The organism is Algibacter sp. R77976 (genome assembly GCF_044594645.1).
Lineage (GTDB): Bacteria > Bacteroidota > Bacteroidia > Flavobacteriales > Flavobacteriaceae > Algibacter_B.
Map to the genome: position 1 here is coordinate 409,349 of NZ_CP138989.1, position 17,107 is coordinate 426,455.

Here is a 17,107-nt window from a genome sequence, read left to right on the forward strand (position 1 = left end):
TCCCCGTGGGGGAGGGATTCTTACTCGGGCGAAGTAAGAATATTGTTATTATTTTTTTATTCGAAAACCTGCTAATTCCCCCTCATGGGGGCTAGGGGGCTTCTCTACTGAATAAAACCAGCTCCAACCGTATTGAATGATTGTGGATCTATTATAATAAACGACCCATTAGTTCTATGATTTTTAAACTGATCGTAAAAAATTGGCTTGTTTAATTTGAATGTTACTGAAGCAATATCATTGATATTTAAGCCGGTTACATCCTTTTCAAAACCTGAATAATCTGGGTTGATTTTATGATTGATTCTATCTACTTTTGCTAATACTTTATTAACACCGTGCTGAACAATATATTTCCCTCCAGGCGTGAGTTGATCTGCATCCATCCAACAAACATTTGCTGTAAATTGCTTATCGATAGTTGGTAAATCGTTCTCTTTAACAATCATGTCTCCACGACTTACATTAATATCGTTTTCTAAAGTGATAGTTACTGAAGAACGTCTAGATGCCGTTTCATACTTTTCATCGTAGAAATAGATGTCTTTAATCTTAGATCTTGTTTTTGATGGTAACACAATAATATCGTCACCAACACTTAAATCACCTCCATAAACTTTTCCTGCATAACCTCTATAATCATGAAAGTCTTCAGTTTTTGGACGGATTACATATTGCACAGGGAAACGTGGTGTACCAGCGTTAAAAATATCTGCTTTATCTAATTGTTCTAAATGTTCTAATAAAGCCTCACCTTTATACCAAGGCATTTCATCAGATTTGTTTACAACATTATCACCCTTTAAAGCACTTACTGGAATGAACGTGATTTTTTGGTCTTGATAATCTCTTTTGCTCATTAATTCTGTAAAATCAGCTTTAATTTTATTGTAAACCTCTTCAGAATAATCAACTAAATCCATTTTATTAATAGCCACTACAACATCTTTAATTCTCAATAAATTATTGATAAAAAAGTGACGATTGGTTTGCTCTATTACACCCTTTCTAGCATCAATTAAAACGATAGAAGCCTGAGATGTTGAAGCCCCTGTAACCATGTTACGCGTATATTCTACGTGACCAGGAGTATCTGCGATGATGTAACTTTTCTTTTTAGTTGAAAAATAGATATGTGCAACATCAATGGTGATTCCTTGTTCTCTTTCAGCCATTAAACCATCTGTGGCTAATGAAAAATCTAAGTAATCATACCCAAGTTGTTCACTTTTATCTTCAATCGCTTTTAACTTATCTGATGTTAATGATTTTGTATCATAAAGAATACGTCCTATTAACGTACTTTTCCCGTCATCTACACTTCCTGCTGTTGCTATTTTTAATACTTCCATTTTTTATTGGCTGTTGGCTGTTGGCTTTTAGCTGTTGGCTAATCACCTCAACCTATTTTTAAATTCGTTTTATTTCGCTAATGGCTAAAAGCCAAAAGCTAAAGGCTAAATTTGCTAAAGCAAATTCTAAAAATACCCTTGTTGTTTACGTTTTTCCATGGCTCCTTCAGAACGCTTATCATCAATTCTAGCACCACGCTCTGAAATAGAAGAGTCTCTAATTTCTTCAACTACTTTAGAAATAGATACTGCATCTGATAATACTGCTGCAGTACAACTCATATCTCCAACCGTTCTAAAACGCACCATTTTTTCTAAGACTTCTTCATTATCATCTCTATAAACCACATCGTCTTCTGCAGACCAAATCATGCCATCTCTTAAAAAGACTTTACGTTTGTGCGCAAAATAAATTGAAGGAATTTCAATGTTTTCTTTTTCTATATAAGACCAAACATCTAATTCTGTCCAGTTTGAAATTGGGAACACACGTACGTTTTGTCCGTGATTAATGTCTCCGTTCAACATATCAAATAATTCTGGACGCTGGTTTTTTTCATCCCATTGACCAAAATCGTCACGTACAGAAAAAATACGTTCTTTAGCTCTTGCTTTTTCTTCATCACGTCTTGCTCCTCCAATAGCAGCATCAAACTTAAACTCTTCAAGTGCATCAAGAAGCGTTGTAGTTTGTAACATATTTCTACTTGCGTAACGACCAGATTCTTCTTTTACTTTACCTTCATCTATAGAATCTTGTACATTTCTAACAATCAACTCTAAACCTAATTCTTTACATAAACGGTCTCTAAATTCTATCGTTTCTGGGAAGTTATGCCCAGTATCAATATGCATTAAAGGGAAAGGCACTTTTGCTGGATAAAATGCTTTAACAGCTAATCTTACCAAAGTAATTGAATCTTTTCCTCCAGAGAATAATAACACAGGTTTTTCAAACTGTGCTGCCACTTCTCTCATGATATAAATCGCTTCGTTTTCTAGTGAATTGATAGTTGATGTATCTTTCTTCATAAAATAAGCCCCTCCTAACCTCCCAAAAGGGAGGGATTCTTACTCGGGCGGAGCAAGAATATTTATTGTTTTATTTTTTACTTTTTTATCGCTTTGACTGTAAACTGACTACTGATGAGTGCCAACTTAATTAGGCGTGTAAACCACACTCTCTATTTTCTAATGCTTTTGTTGGATCGAAATATTTAAACTCGTTTGGTAATTTGTTTTCTTCTAAATAAGCGTCTAATTTTTCATCAGACCAAAAATAAAATGGACTTACCTTTAAAACGCCATCTTTACTTAAACTAAAAATACCAATGCTATTTCTAAATGCCGTTTGCCCTTGACGTAAGTTTGTAAACCAAACGTTTGGCTTATGCTCATCCATAGCTCTTTTAAAAGGTTCAAGTTTTACTTGCTCTGTGAATAATGCATGCTCTGGAGCATCTACACTTGGAATTCCCATAACTACATCTCTATGAGACGATGTTTGTTTTGGTACATACAAAGACACATTTAAGTTTAAATCTTTTATAACCTGTTCTGCATGCTTATAAGTTTGTGGTGTATTATAACCGGTATCGCACCAAACCACAGGAATACTAGATTCCACACTACTAACTGCATGTAAAATAGCGGCTTCGTATGGCCTAAAGTTTGTTGTAACTACAGCTTTATTATTAAGCTCGAATGCCTTCTGAATTATTTCAGTAGGCGTTGCTTTTTCAAAGCTTTTATTTAATTCTTCTATTTGAATTTCTGTAAACATAATCTCTTTAATTTATTTTCCCCATTTAACAGCGTTCCAAATACGCTCATGGAAAAAGTATAATACCATTTTAGTTAAAAAATCTACAGAAGCGATAGAAGCTGCTACAGACATTTCTCCAGTTAAAATATATGAAACAATTAAAGTATCTAAAGTCCCTATTACTCTCCAGCTTAATGCTTTTGCAACACTTCTAATTGGTTTCTCACCAACAGCATCCTCTTTATAAGTCGACTTTTCTTTACCTTTTAATAACATTTGCGCTATCATTTGTTGTTGTTTTATATTAATCCTATCAATTTAGTAGGGAATACAAATGTAAAACATTTTACCAAACAAAAAAGGGATTTAACAACTTTTTAGAATAATTGAATATTTTTAAGATAAATCGAAGATAATCCTCTTAAATACAGAATTATATTAAGAAATCTTTATCCGTTAATTAGTGTTGGACAAATCTGCTAAAGTCGTATTTCTAAATACTTCAAGTGTATTATCTCGCACTTGAATCATCAGTTTATGAACGCTACAAAGGTTTTCATCTGGGCAATCGTCACACTTTTCATAATAATTAAGACTAACACAAGGTACCATAGCTATGGGTCCTTCTAAAACTCGCATCACATCAGTCATTTTTATTTCAGAAGGCTTATTTCTTAAGTAATAACCACCATGTTTTCCTTTTTTTGAACCTAAAATTCCAGACTTTCTTAACGTTAAAAGAATACCTTCTAGAAATTTCGGAGGTATTTGTTCGCTTTCTGCAATTTCACTAACTCTAACGGGTAAATCACTCTCACTTCTTGCAATATAAGTAAGCGCTTTTAACCCGTATTTTGTTTTTTTAGATAGCATGACGCTAATATAAGTATTTTAAGAACCTAATATTAATTTGTTGTATGCGATTTTTCTAAAGCATAAAAAGTTGCCTGAGCATAATCATCAGCATCCCCAGAGTTATTCAAATGATATACACCCGCTTTAAAATACATATATTGACCACCAACGTTAAATCCGCTACTCGCCATACTTATAGTTTTAACAACATCATCTTTTCCTTCTCTTGAGATGGTAAGTGTTAAACTATCACCAACAGCTTTAATAGTATAACTGAATTTTTCGTTAAGTGCGATACCATCGGCAGGATTAGAAGCACTATTACTTCTAGAACCAATCATATCGTACCATTGCTCATCACCGTTACCATCGGTAGGCTCGTGGGCAAAATAAATAGACCCTAGTGCGTTATCTTTTAATTTTCTATAATAGACACGAATAGGCTCATCGTTATTAGCATGTATTTGTCCAATTACTAAGCGTCCTATATGGCTATCACTACCCGTAGTAGTAACATGATTTACCGCAAGAGTTGCCGTCATTTCCCCATCATAACCAGCAGCAGCATTGATATCAGCAGTTGGTGCTGTACCAAAAACCCAATTGTTTTTATTAACACCTTGTGTACTAATACTTGTATTTGTACCTCTTAACATTTCGCGAAGCTCAACCCTCGTATAACTTGTATTTAAAGAGGTTTTAAAGCCTTCAACTGGACATTTAAAAACCATCCCACCATCATCGGCAGTATAAAAATATGTACTGTTTTGATAGTTGGAGTTTAGTTGAGAAACTGAAATATCTGTTGCTGTACCATCACCTTCATTATCTGGGATACTTAAATTCCATGTAGACAAATCAAAGTTTTCTGAAGGTGCCTTATTTGCATCTAAATCTCCTGAACTTGGTTCTTTTCCCGCCTGGGTAATGGTTAAATCTCTTGATATATCATCACCTATAACACTAATTATGCCAGTACGTTTAACTTCCGTTAAGTTAGCCGAAACCGTAATATTTATAGTTCCATTATTGGTTCCGTTTGTGGGTGTAAGGGTAATCCAGTCATTGTTATTCTTAGTATACCAATATAAATTAGCTGTTACTGTAAGCGGTTTTGTTTCTTGATTTGCAGAAAATTCAGAAACCGAAGATATACTTAATTCAACAGCCTTCTGGTCTTCATTCGAATCTTCCGAACTGCAACTAATTATTGATGTAAAAATTAGAAGTACAAAAATAGTTTTTAATAGATTCATAACATGTTTTTTTACAAAAATAGGAACTTAATCCCAAAACTGGTTAACCAATTTTAAAAAATCCTTATAAAACATTGAAAACATGCATTTCAACCATTTAGTACAAACACCTTTTTAATCTCAAAAGTTAGTTAATAGACTAAAATCTCACACTAATTTAAATGAAATAATAAGGCTTAACTTAAAGCCTGTTCCAAATCCACAATCACATCATCCACATGCTCTAAACCAACCGAAACTCTTACCATACCATCGGTAATACCAGCGGCAGCTTTTACTTCAGGTTCAACTTTAGCATGTGTTGTACTTGCAGGATGCGTAACAATAGTTCTGGTATCTCCAAGATTAGCAGATAACGAACACATTTTAATAGCATCAAGAAAAGATCTTCCTCCTACTAAACCACCTTCTACTTCAAAAGCAATAATATTTCCACCCAAAAGCATTTGCTTTTTAGCGATATCATACTTGGGATGCGACTTTAAAAATGGATATTTCACCCATGTTACTTTAGGATGCGCTTCTAAGTAAGTCGCCAATTTCAATGCATTTTCGCAATGTTTATCGACTCTAACAGCTAAGGTCTCTAGAGATTTTGATAATACCCAAGCATTAAACGGACTCATAGAAGGCCCTGTTAATCTAGAGAATAAATAAATCTCTCGAATCAATTCCTTTTTACCCACGGTAACACCACCAAGCACTCGACCTTGTCCATCCATAAGTTTTGTAGCCGAATGAATCACTAAATCTGCACCAAATTTTATAGGGTTTTGCAAATAAGGCGTAGCGAAACAGTTATCTATAACCAGTAACACATTATGCTTTTTACAAATAGCACTTAAAAACTCTAAATCAAGAACATCAACACCCGGATTAGTTGGTGTTTCAGCATAAATAAACTTGGTATTTGGCTTAATTAAACGCTCTATCGTTTCAACTTCATTAATATTAAAATAAGAACACTCAATATTCCATTTTGGTAAGTATTTGGTAAACAAACCATGCGTAGCACCAAAAACAGAACTACACGACACCACATGGTCGCCAGCATCCAATAACGTTGCAAACGTTGAAAACACAGCAGCCATGCCACTTGCAAATGCAAATCCGCTTTCTGCGCCTTCCATTTTACAAACTTTATCTACAAACTCATTAACGTTCGGGTTGCTATAACGGCTATATAAATCGCGTTGCTTTTCTTCAGCAAACGATGCTCTCATCTCTTCCGCATCATCAAACACAAACCCCGAAGTTAAATACAACGGTACAGAATGCTCCGAAAACTGAGTTGTTTCAGATTGGGTTCTTATGGCTTCTGTTTCGAAATGTATTTTATTCTTGCTCACTTTTACTGTTTTTAATCATTTTTATTTGGGCATTTCCCTATCGGGTCGGGCTTTCCGTTACAAGTCCTCGCACCTCCTTCATCGGGCTGTGGGCTTTCCTCTGCAATCCCTAATGCACCTATCCGCCAAAGTCCATTCTTAACCAAAATCTTGGTTAATTTATATGCTTACTCAATCTCAAAATATCTCCAAAAACACCACGAGCCGTAACTTCCGCACCTGCACCTGCACCCTGAATTACAATAGGTTGCTCACCATAACTCTCTGTAAATATTTCAAAAATAGCGTCACTTCCTTTTACATGTCCTAAGGTACTATCTTCTGGAATAGACACTAATTTTACTTCTAAATTTCCTTTATCTTGAGATAAATCCCCTGACAAATCGCCAACATACCTTAAAACATGACCTTCTTTTTGGTCGTCTTTAATCTTCTTATATTGCTCATCTAAAACATGTAATTGCGATAAAAATTCGTCAACCGAAATATCTCTATAGGCTTCAGGTATTAAATTCAATACTTCAACATCTTCAAATTCGTTTTGCAAATCTAACTCTCTCGCAAGAATTAATAGCTTTCTAGCCACATCATTTCCTGAAAAATCTTCACGCGGATCTGGTTCGGTATAACCTTTATCAACCGTTTCTTGAATTATTTCACTAAAAGGCTTGTCTTTAACCGAAAAATTATTGAATAAATAACTCAACGTTCCAGAAAACACACCACGAATTCTCGTTATATTCTCTCCAGATTCATGCAATAATTTAATGGTATCAATCAATGGTAAACCTGCCCCAACTGTGGTTTCATACAAATACTCTTTGTTATTCTTCGCAAGTTCAACTCGTAATTCTTTATAAAAATCATGAGAAATGGTATTTGCAATTTTATTGGACGACACTAAATCGAACCCAGCTTCAACCAACGGAATATAATTCTCGTAAAATTCTGAACTCGCTGTATTATCTACGGCAATTAAATTCTCTAAATGATGATTTTTTGCATAGGTAATAATATCATCTATTGAGCTTTCGTAAGTACTATATTTTATAGCATCTTCCCAATTGCTCTCGGCTCCATTTTTATTTAAAATCAGTTTTTTAGAATTCGCAATTGCAAATACATTTAAGTTAATGCCTTTACGTTTTTCAATATCTTTTTTCGATTTTAAAATCTGATTAATTAACGCTCCTCCAACACCTCCGTGACCAAAAATGGCAATGTTTATCTTTTTTGAAATCCCGAAAACTTCGCCATGAATCACATTAACAGCCTTGTGAAGTTGCGATTTTTTAACTACCAAACTCACATTTTTACCAGTAACGGTATTATTGAAAAGTAATGGTGTAATCTGATTTTTTATTAACGCGTTAAATGGTTTATGGAAAGAACTCAACTCGATTCCAACAATAGAAATTACAGCAACATCATCAACTACATCAATTTTATTAACGTCTTGCGAATAGAAATCACTTTCAAACTCGCGCTCTAAAGCTATAACTGCCTGAGTAGCTTGATCTGCATCTATAATTAGCCCAATACCACGTTCTGAAGACCCTTGAGATACAATACTCACACTAATTCCGTATTTGCTTAAAGCTCCAAATATTCTAGCATCAACACCAATTTTACCAAGTAAACCACGACCTTCAAAATTTAGTAAGGCTACATTATCTAAAATGGATAACGATGTTACTTCTTTTGTACTTGGTCTTGCAGTAATTAGTGTGCCTTCATCATCAGCGTTAAACGTATTTAAAATACGAAGGTTAATATTTTTCTCAACTAAAGGAATAATGGTTTTTGCATGCAATACCGAAGTCCCGAAGTTTGCCAACTCATTTGCTTCACTAAAAGACAGTTCCCTAATTTGTTTTGCATCTGGCACTAAACCAGGATCTGCGGTATAAATTCCGCTAACATGTGTATAGTTTTGTAACTCTTCAGCATCTAAAAAATTAGCCAAAAGCGCCGCTGTATAATTACTTCCGTTACGCCCTAAAGTAGTTGTTTCATTCTTTAAATTAGACGCTATAAAACCAGTAACTACATTCACCACATCTTTATTTTTACTAAAATAACTTTGCGTATTTTCTTTTGAAATTTTCGATAAAGGCTGTGCATTACCAAAAGTTTCATCGGTTTTTATTAGCTCTCTAGAATCGGTAGCTTTCGCTTTTATACCATGTTCATTTAATAAACTTGCAATTAACTTTACAGATAATAATTCGCCTTGAGCAAGAATATTATCTTTAGTCTTTTTGCTATAATCACGCAATAAACTAACCCCTTCAAACAATTTATGAAGCACCGAAAATTCTTCAGAAAAATCTATACTTTTTAAAGGCTGTTTTTGATAATTTTTAAACGCTTCTAAATCTTCTTTAAAAGGCTCTCCTTTTAAAGCTTTATTCAAAATAGCTTCTAATTCATCAGTAGCAGTACCTCTAGCCGAAACCACAATACCAATACGCTCGCCAGCTTCAACTTTATTTTTAATAATTGAAAGCACAGTCTCTAAACCTTTTCCATTGGCTAAAGATTTACCTCCAAATTTTAATATTTTCATAGGTTTTCTTTTAGAATGTGGCACAAAAATGCCTTCTATAATTTTTTCTAATTGCTCATATTCCATTAAAAACGCATCGTGACCATGCACAGAATGTATTTCGTTATAGGTTACATTAGGATGCGTTAATGCAAGTTGTTTGTGCGTTTCGCGGTTTTCTTCTGCTGTAAAAAACAAATCAGAATCTACACCAACAATATGAATTTTAGCCTCAATATTTTCAAGCACATTAAAGTTGCTCGATCTGCCTTTTGTAACATCGATAGACTTTAATAATTGATTCATTAATTTATAAGCCGAAAGCTGAAAACGTTCTTGCAACTTTTTGCCATGATGCAATAGCCAACTCTCTACATTAAAAATCTCTAAATCATCATTTTTAGAACGTTGAAAACGTTCTTTAAAAGATTCTGGGGTGCGGTAACACAACATAGCGTGCATTCTTGCATCGTGCACAGGATGTTTTGAATTCAAAAGAAATTGCTCTTGAATTTGACAGTTGGCAATTAACCAATCTGTCGATTTCCAATCGGTTGCTACAACAACTAAATTTTCTGTGAAATCTGGTTGTAAAACTGCCATTTCCCATGCAATCCCACCACCTAAAGACCCGCCGATAGTAGCAAATAATTTACCTGTTTTTAATTCTTTTAATCCTGTTAAAAACAGGTTTGCAACATCTCTAGCAACAAAATCCTTATAGTTATCTATAACAAACCCATCAAAACTATTACCAGGGATATTAAACGCTAAAACCGTGTAAAGTTTCGTGTCAATAACTTTATCTAAGCCTACTAAATCTTTCCACCAACCATTATCGCCAGCTACATCACTATTTCCTGTTAGCGCATGGTTTACCAAAACTATGGGCGCGCTTCCTAACGGCTTACCAAAAACCTGGTAGCTTAATTTTATTTCAGGATTAAGCACACCACTTTCGGTAGTGTAGTTTTTTATGGTGATATGTTGTAATGGATGTTTCAATTATATAGTTTTAAATGCTTCTGTTAAATCTGCTTTTAAATCGTCGATATCTTCAATTCCAACTGACAAACGAATTAAGTCTGCCCCAACACCAGCAGATGCTTGTTCGGCTTCATCTAACTGTTGATGCGTTGTACTTGCTGGATGGATTATCAATGATTTTGTATCTCCAATATTAGCTAATAATGAAAACAATTTGGTGTTATCTGCTATTTTTTTAGCTGCTTCAAAACCACCTTTATGACCAAATGTTACAATACCGCTTTGACCTTTTGGCAAATATTTATTTGCTAACTTTTTGTATTTACTACTTTCTAAACCAGGATAGTTTACCCAAGCAATTTCTTCTTGAGCCTCTAACCATTTTGCAAGCTCTAAAGCATTTGCACTATGTTGTTTTATTCTAACTGGTAATGTTTCTAAACCTTGAATAATATTGAAAGCATTTGTTGGACTCATAGCACCTCCAAAATCTCTTAATCCTTCAAGAATTAATTTGAATGTGTATGATGCCGCTCCTAAAGCTTCATGATACACTAAACCATGATATCCTGCAGATGGCTCTGTAAACTCAGGGAATTTACCATTTGCCCAGTTGAATGTTCCGGCATCGATAATGGCTCCACCTAATGATGTTCCTTGTCCGCCAATGTATTTTGTTAACGAGTGAATTACAATATTTGCACCGTGTTTAATCGGATTTAATAATGCTGGTGTTGCCACCGTATTATCTACTATAAATGGTACTTCTGCTTTTTGTGAATGTGCCGCAATAGCTTCTAAATCTAAAACGTCTAGTTTAGGATTTCCTAAAGATTCAACAAAAAATGCTCTGGTATTATCTTGTACTGCTGCTTCAAAATTATCTGGATTTGACGCATCAACAAATGTTGTTGTAATTCCAAATCTAGGCAGTGTAACGCTTAATAAGTTATACGTCCCACCATACAAACTACTTGACGCCACAATGTGGTCGCCAGCTTTTAATAAGGTTAGTAATCCTGTTGCAATAGCTGCTGTTCCAGATGCAAATACTACTGCTCCAATTCCACCTTCTACAGCCGCCAAACGATCTTGTAGAATTTGGTTTGTTGGATTGTTTAAACGTGTGTAAATAAACCCTAATTCTTTTAAAGAAAATAGGTTTGCAGCATGGTCTGAATCGTTAAAAACATACGACGATGTTTGATAAATTGGTACGGCTCTTGTACCTGCATTTGCTTTAACGTCGTGCCCTGCGTGTAATGCGTTTGTAGCTAATTTTTGATCGCTCATTTTTCTAGTTTTTTTTAGTTAGATTCCCGCATTAGCGAGAATGACAAATTTTAAAAGTTACTAAGATGTAAAACATCTCAGCGTTCTTTTTCGAATTAAACCAAAAGTCAAATACGCTGTTTAAAAGCGGACTTAATAGAAAAATGTTATAAGAGTTTTTTAAATTACGTGAAGTAATTTTTTTGTGGTTATCTATCCAAACACCAATAAATGAATTGGTAGTTTAAGTAGAATTTAGCACCTTCTTTAATAAGTTTAAAGGGTTGCTAAGGCTTCAACGGGTCTATCCCTCCGCCTTTCTTGATAACATTTCAATACGTGTGTTGAACTTTTGTGAGTGCAAAGATTGAATCTGAAACGTTAATATCCAAATGTTTTAGCAGATATTTTTTTTAAGTGGCGAATTAATAGAAGTCTTTAGGGGTGTGTGCAATCAACAATAGAGTTGACTAAATTATACAAACCGAATATTTACTTGCTTGAGCAAATACACCCGCGTAAGGGATTGCAGAGGAAAGCCCGCAGCCTGACGAAGGAGGTGCGAAGACTTGCAACGTAAAGCCCGACCCCTTGTGGGTTACCTGCCTGCCGGCAGGCAGGCGCCGTAAAAACTAGACACTTGTGTTTTTAAACTTATCGCGAATAATTTCGCCTATTGGGCGGCTTTCAATTTTAGATTCTAACCAAGAAATAATGTCTAGATATAAAAAGGAACGGCTTTGGTATGGATCGTTTTCGTAGGTTTTTAATTTTTTATGTAGCTTGATAAATTCTCCTTTTACCTCGTGAGGATAAATATCGCCTAAACCGCGTAAAAACTTGATAAATTCTTTCTGTACTTCATATAAATCCTCCATTTTAATTAAGAATTTATAGGTGCTTTTAATCAACACATCTAGGTTATAATCTAGACCTGCTTCGTAATGAGCTACAAGGTTTAATATTCTAGAAAAACACAACAAATCTTCACGCATTTGCAACGATTTATTACTTATTATTTTTTCTAGATAGTAGATGCATTTTTTATTATCGCCAGCGCCAAAATACATACTCGCTATTTTATAATAGAAGACCATGACATGATGCTCGTCTACACGGTTTCGATAATCCTCTAATCGTTGTAAAACCTCATCTATTAACGGTAACCCTTCTTCAAAACTACCTTCTATAAAGTGTAGGTTAAACTTGTTATTATAAATATACAGGAAGGCTAAACCATCAATATTATCATCTTTGGGAAACCATTTCTCTTTAGTTAGCGCTTCTAGTTTTGATAAAGCGGATTTAAATTTTTTGTGCTTTCTTAGATAAAACAAAGACTCTAATAAATAGTGATTCCCTTTTAGGAAAAAAACCGGATTTAGAGCAATCATATCTTTATTATCATAAAATAAATCTACCCATTTTGAGGCAAATTTGTAACAGGATAAAAAATCTACAGTTAAAAAACTATACCATAATTTTGCTTTATAAAGCCAGAGTTTTTCTCGAAAACCAAGTTTATTTATATCGTATTTAGGAAGCCTATCATGATAATACTTATCAATAATTTGAAACTCTTCATCGTTTTTTACATAACCGGTTTTTAAAAACAAACCATATAATTGAAGCGACAAATTAGAAAGCTTACTCGCTAATACATTTTGCAAACTCAACTCTTTAGCCTGTATAGTTAGCTCATCTGCACGGCTACTAATACTTCTTGTAATATATTGAGATTCGATAACCTTTTCTAAATCTACAATCTCTGAGGCTACATTTTTTTCTTCATGAGAAATAGCTAAGTTTTTGGCTTTATCTAAAATTTTTAAACTTTGTTTATACAGCCCTTTGTGATATAAAATAGTTGCGAAGTCTAACTGTTCGCGAATTTGAATTCGAATATCTTGATGAGACGGATTTAATCGTAAACTAATTAAAATCTGTTTATATAAATGTGCTTTTAAATTAGAAAGTTGCTGCTTTTTAACAATACCTTTTTTAAGAATTATAGCTTCATCATAAACAGCAAGTTTATCAAGAATATTAAACAGCATTAAGAATTTAGAATCTTCATTTACACCTAATCGGCCCACATAAAGCTTGAATTGTCTTTTTTCTGATTTAGACAACGATTTTATTAATATAAATAAATTATCTTTTTGCTCTTTTGTCATAGTCATAAAAACAGTACTATTAAACTGATTTATAATCAATTACGCTAACTAAAACAGAGTTAAACATCGTAATAATTATATATGAAGTTATAAATTTAGAAAATCAAAATATAAATTCGTGTAACAATACGAAAATATATTTTAATAAATGTCTGATAATAAAGTCCAAATTTTTGATACAACGCTAAGAGACGGCGAGCAAGTCCCTGGCTGTAAATTGAATACTGAACAAAAACTAATCATTGCCGAACAGCTTGATTTATTAGGTGTAGACATTATTGAAGCTGGTTTTCCGGTGTCTAGTCCTGGAGATTTCAAATCGGTTGAAGCCATTTCTAAGTTAGTAAAAAAAGCAACAGTTTGTGGTTTAACCCGATCTGTAGAGAATGATATAAAAGTAGCTGGAGAAGCATTAAAATATGCTGTAAAACCAAGAATCCATACGGGTATTGGAACTTCAGAATCTCATATAAAATTTAAATTTAATTCAAATCCAGATGCTATTATCGAACGCGCTGTAAATGCGGTGAAATATGCTAAAAGTTTTGTTGAAGATGTTGAGTTTTATGCCGAAGATGCTGGTAGAACAGACAACGAATATCTAGCTCGCGTTTGCGAAGCGGTAATTAAAGCTGGAGCAACTGTTTTAAATATTCCAGATACTACAGGTTATTGTTTACCGCATGAGTATGGTGCAAAAATTAAATACTTAAAAGAAAACGTAAAGGGTATTGATAAAGCTATTTTATCTTGCCATTGCCATAACGATTTAGGTTTAGCTACTGCAAATTCTATTGAAGGTGTTATTAATGGTGCACGCCAAATTGAGTGTACTATAAATGGTATTGGAGAACGCGCAGGAAACACCGCTTTAGAAGAAGTTGTTATGATCTTAAAGCAACACCCATATCTAAATCTTGATACAGGAATACAAACAGAAATGCTTTATGGTATTAGCCAATTAGTATCTGATAGTATGGGTATTTACACGCAACCTAACAAAGCTATTGTTGGTGCCAACGCCTTTGCGCACAGCTCTGGTATTCATCAAGATGGTGTGATTAAAAATCGTGAAACTTACGAAATTATAGATCCAAAAGATGTTGGTGTAACCGAATCTGCTATTGTATTAACAGCAAGAAGTGGAAGAGCAGCATTAGCCTATAGAGCGAAAAATATTGGATACGAATTAACAAAACTTCAATTGGATGAAATCTATACAAATTTCTTAGATTTTGCCGATCAGAAAAAAGAAGTTGATGATAACGATATCCATAAAATCATAGAAAACAGCAAAGTATATAACGAAATTACTTCTGCTGAATAAAAAAAGAAATCATTGGGACTCGGCTCAAAGTTTCCGATAAAATTATTATCTTTCAACTAAGCAATCTAAAGTTTATAAAACATGAAATTAAATATTGCCGTATTACCTGGCGATGGTATAGGACCAGAAGTTATAGCGCAAGCCGTCAAGGTTTTGAAAGCTATTGCTATGGAATTTAACCACGTATTTACATTTCAAAACGCACTAGTTGGAGCAATTGCCATAGACAAAACTGGAAACCCGTTACCAGAAGACACCATAAGCATTTGCAAAAAAGCAGATGCTGTTTTATTTGGATCTATTGGAAACACAAAGTACGATGAGGATCCCGATGCAAAAATTCGTCCAGAACAAGGGCTTTTAGGTATTCGAAAAGAACTCGGTTTATACACTAACATAAGACCTGTAATTGCTTACGAAGATTTACTAAGCAAATCGTCATTAAAAGTAAAGCAAATAAAAGACACCAATATTCTAATTTATCGCGAATTAACTGGCGGTATTTATTTTGGAGATCGCTATTTAAGCGACGATGGCAATACAGCTTCAGATGTTTGCAAGTATGAACGTTTCGAAATTGAACGCGTAACACATCTAGCTTTTAAAGCAGCGCAATCCAGAAAAAACAAATTAACTTTAGTCGATAAATCAAATGTATTAGAAACCTCTAGACTTTGGCGTCGTATAGTTAAAGAAATAGCACCACAATATCCAAATGTAAAAGTTAACTACATGTATATTGACAATGCTGCTATGGAACTTATTATTAAACCAAGACAGTTTGATGTTATTTTAACCGAAAACATGTTTGGCGATATCCTATCAGAAGAAGCCAGCGTTATTGTTGGGTCTATTGGCTTATTAGCATCGGCTTCTATTGGCGACAAGCACGCCATGTTCGAGCCTATTCACGGTGCTTACACCAAAGCAGCAAACAAAGGTATAGCAAACCCAATAGCCTCAATTTTATCGGCAGCCATGTTACTGGATCATTTTGGACTTTACGAAGAGGCTGCACTAGTAAGAGAAGGGGTAGATAAGTCTCTAAAACTGCATATTACCACACCAGATTTAAACAACAAATACGATAATATAACCACAACAAAAGTGGGCGATTTTATAGAAGATTTTATTCAAAATCCAGACGAAACCAATCTAAACTTTACAAATATACATTTAGGACAATCCACAATTATTTAATTATTTGAGTTAGTCACCAAACCATATTAAACTAAACATTTTACCGGAAAGTCCTTAAAAGCGCATTTAACTCATGCGCTTTTTTAATACTGTAATTTGGGCGTTACCCATAAAGGGTCGGGCTTTCCGTTACAAGTCCTCGCACCTCCAAAGTCGGGCTGTGGGCTTTTCACTACTATCCCTAACCTTTAGTTTGCATAAAGAATAATACACTAAATTTATTCAAAGGAAAACAGAGGTGAACTACATCCCTAACTAAGTTAGTCTTATGCTGCGTATTAGTCCTCTGTTTTCTCCTTAGAATTTAAGTTGAAAAGCTTCAAATAGAATAGTAGACGTCAGAGGTCTAATAAAGGTTATAAAGCGATTCAACATTTTTTAAAAACTTAATATAAAATTATGAAAAATTATTCATTTCATGTTGGCATTGACATCTCAAAATTAAAATTAGATGTGGTTATAGTAGATAAAACAAATCCCATGTCATTGGAACATTTCGTTGTTACGAACAACACCAAAGGTTTAAAGCGAATGCTTACAGTTTTAAAAAAAAGAAAAATAGATTTAGAAAGTACCTTGTTCTGTTTTGAAAACACAGGTGTTTACACATTTCCTTTAAGCTGTTTTTGTTTTGAAAATGAGTTTGATTATTGGATTGTTCCAGCAGTAGAAATTAAGCGATCTAAAGGCATATCAAGAGGTAAGAGTGATAAGTCTGACGCTAAGGACATCGCTTTTTATAGCATTCGCAATATAGACAAGCTACAACTATCAAGTGTACCAGAGAAATCAATCCAGCAGTTAAAACTACTTTTTACTGAGCGCGAGAAAATCAAGAAATCCCTTTTACTATTTGGTTCAACTAGAGAAAATAAAGGATATATACCGTTAGATGTTTATAAAACAGTAGAGATTCAGAACAAGAAAACAATTAAATTTCTTAAAGCCAGCTTAAAAGTTATAGATGCTAAGATGCGTGAACTTGTAAAGTAAGAGCCTAAATTAAAACGTCAATTTGA

At 34.1% G+C, this 17,107-nt stretch carries 13 protein-coding genes and 1 riboswitch; of the genes, 3 read left to right on the top strand and 10 right to left on the bottom strand.

Going from position 1 to position 17,107, the window contains the following annotated elements:
* Positions 1-104 precede the first annotated feature (104 nt).
* The 10 genes from SJY43_RS01885 to SJY43_RS01930 all read right to left on the bottom strand — a co-directional run bounded on the left by SJY43_RS01885 (position 105) and on the right by SJY43_RS01930 (position 13,561).
* Positions 105-1,352 carry a sulfate adenylyltransferase subunit 1 gene (locus SJY43_RS01885; protein WP_396602157.1) on the bottom strand — a complete coding sequence of 416 codons (1,248 nt, stop codon included), beginning with the start codon at positions 1,350-1,352 and terminating at the stop codon, positions 105-107.
* Between the two features lie 126 nt (positions 1,353-1,478).
* The gene (gene cysD / locus SJY43_RS01890; protein WP_396602158.1) at positions 1,479-2,384 is read right to left on the bottom strand and encodes a sulfate adenylyltransferase subunit CysD; all 906 of its coding nucleotides are present in this window, start codon (positions 2,382-2,384) and stop codon (positions 1,479-1,481) included.
* A 130-nt stretch (positions 2,385-2,514) separates the two neighbouring features.
* Positions 2,515-3,135, bottom strand: a complete 621-nt coding sequence (locus SJY43_RS01895; protein WP_396602159.1) for a phosphoadenosine phosphosulfate reductase family protein — start codon at positions 3,133-3,135, stop codon at positions 2,515-2,517.
* A gap of 12 nt (positions 3,136-3,147) precedes the next feature.
* Positions 3,148-3,405: a DUF2061 domain-containing protein gene (locus SJY43_RS01900; protein ID WP_396602160.1), complete on the bottom strand. Its 258-nt coding sequence runs from the start codon at positions 3,403-3,405 to the stop codon at positions 3,148-3,150.
* A 168-nt stretch (positions 3,406-3,573) separates the two neighbouring features.
* Positions 3,574-3,990: an RrF2 family transcriptional regulator gene (locus tag SJY43_RS01905; protein WP_396602161.1), complete on the bottom strand. Its 417-nt coding sequence runs from the start codon at positions 3,988-3,990 to the stop codon at positions 3,574-3,576.
* Positions 3,991-4,022: 32 nt separating this feature from the next.
* Positions 4,023-5,228, bottom strand: a complete 1,206-nt coding sequence (locus SJY43_RS01910) for a polysaccharide lyase family 7 protein (RefSeq protein ID WP_396602162.1) — start codon at positions 5,226-5,228, stop codon at positions 4,023-4,025.
* 176 nt (positions 5,229-5,404) lie between these two features.
* On the bottom strand, positions 5,405-6,577 hold the full coding sequence (locus SJY43_RS01915) for a trans-sulfuration enzyme family protein (RefSeq protein ID WP_396602163.1): 1,173 nt from the start codon (positions 6,575-6,577) through the stop codon (positions 5,405-5,407).
* Positions 6,578-6,731: 154 nt separating this feature from the next.
* Complete coding sequence (gene thrA / locus SJY43_RS01920) at positions 6,732-10,130, bottom strand: bifunctional aspartate kinase/homoserine dehydrogenase I (protein WP_396602164.1); 3,399 nt, start codon at positions 10,128-10,130, stop codon at positions 6,732-6,734.
* Positions 10,131-11,405: an O-acetylhomoserine aminocarboxypropyltransferase/cysteine synthase family protein gene (locus tag SJY43_RS01925; protein ID WP_396602165.1), complete on the bottom strand. Its 1,275-nt coding sequence runs from the start codon at positions 11,403-11,405 to the stop codon at positions 10,131-10,133.
* A gap of 185 nt (positions 11,406-11,590) precedes the next feature.
* A riboswitch (SAM riboswitch) is annotated at positions 11,591-11,715 on the bottom strand.
* A 301-nt stretch (positions 11,716-12,016) separates the two neighbouring features.
* Positions 12,017-13,561, bottom strand: coding sequence for a hypothetical protein (locus tag SJY43_RS01930; RefSeq protein WP_396602166.1), 1,545 nt, complete (start codon positions 13,559-13,561; stop codon positions 12,017-12,019).
* A gap of 148 nt (positions 13,562-13,709) precedes the next feature.
* On the opposite strand from SJY43_RS01930, the gene SJY43_RS01935 reads away from it, so the two are divergent.
* The 3 genes from SJY43_RS01935 (at position 13,710) to SJY43_RS01945 (ending at position 17,081) form a co-directional block, all read left to right on the top strand.
* On the top strand, positions 13,710-14,888 hold the full coding sequence (locus tag SJY43_RS01935; RefSeq protein WP_396602167.1) for a 2-isopropylmalate synthase: 1,179 nt from the start codon (positions 13,710-13,712) through the stop codon (positions 14,886-14,888).
* 81 nt (positions 14,889-14,969) lie between these two features.
* The gene (leuB, locus tag SJY43_RS01940; protein WP_396602168.1) at positions 14,970-16,088 is read left to right on the top strand and encodes a 3-isopropylmalate dehydrogenase; all 1,119 of its coding nucleotides are present in this window, start codon (positions 14,970-14,972) and stop codon (positions 16,086-16,088) included.
* A 399-nt stretch (positions 16,089-16,487) separates the two neighbouring features.
* Positions 16,488-17,081, top strand: a complete 594-nt coding sequence (locus SJY43_RS01945) for a transposase (protein WP_396602169.1) — start codon at positions 16,488-16,490, stop codon at positions 17,079-17,081.
* Positions 17,082-17,107: the final 26 nt, after the last annotated feature.

Bases quoted from the DNA above. Each gene is read 5' to 3' on its own strand.
- leuB (WP_396602168.1), top strand. From the start codon at position 14,970: ATGAAATTAAATATTGCCGTATTACCTGGCGATGGTATAGGACCAGAA.
- SJY43_RS01885 (WP_396602157.1), bottom strand. From the start codon at position 1,352: ATGGAAGTATTAAAAATAGCAACAGCAGGAAGTGTAGATGACGGGAAA.
- SJY43_RS01905 (WP_396602161.1), bottom strand. From the start codon at position 3,990: ATGCTATCTAAAAAAACAAAATACGGGTTAAAAGCGCTTACTTATATT.
- SJY43_RS01895 (WP_396602159.1), bottom strand. From the start codon at position 3,135: ATGTTTACAGAAATTCAAATAGAAGAATTAAATAAAAGCTTTGAAAAA.
- SJY43_RS01900 (WP_396602160.1), bottom strand. From the start codon at position 3,405: ATGATAGCGCAAATGTTATTAAAAGGTAAAGAAAAGTCGACTTATAAA.
- SJY43_RS01945 (WP_396602169.1), top strand. From the start codon at position 16,488: ATGAAAAATTATTCATTTCATGTTGGCATTGACATCTCAAAATTAAAA.
- SJY43_RS01910 (WP_396602162.1), bottom strand. From the start codon at position 5,228: ATGAATCTATTAAAAACTATTTTTGTACTTCTAATTTTTACATCAATA.
- SJY43_RS01925 (WP_396602165.1), bottom strand. From the start codon at position 11,405: ATGAGCGATCAAAAATTAGCTACAAACGCATTACACGCAGGGCACGAC.
- cysD (WP_396602158.1), bottom strand. From the start codon at position 2,384: ATGAAGAAAGATACATCAACTATCAATTCACTAGAAAACGAAGCGATT.
- SJY43_RS01930 (WP_396602166.1), bottom strand. From the start codon at position 13,561: ATGACAAAAGAGCAAAAAGATAATTTATTTATATTAATAAAATCGTTG.
- SJY43_RS01935 (WP_396602167.1), top strand. From the start codon at position 13,710: ATGTCTGATAATAAAGTCCAAATTTTTGATACAACGCTAAGAGACGGC.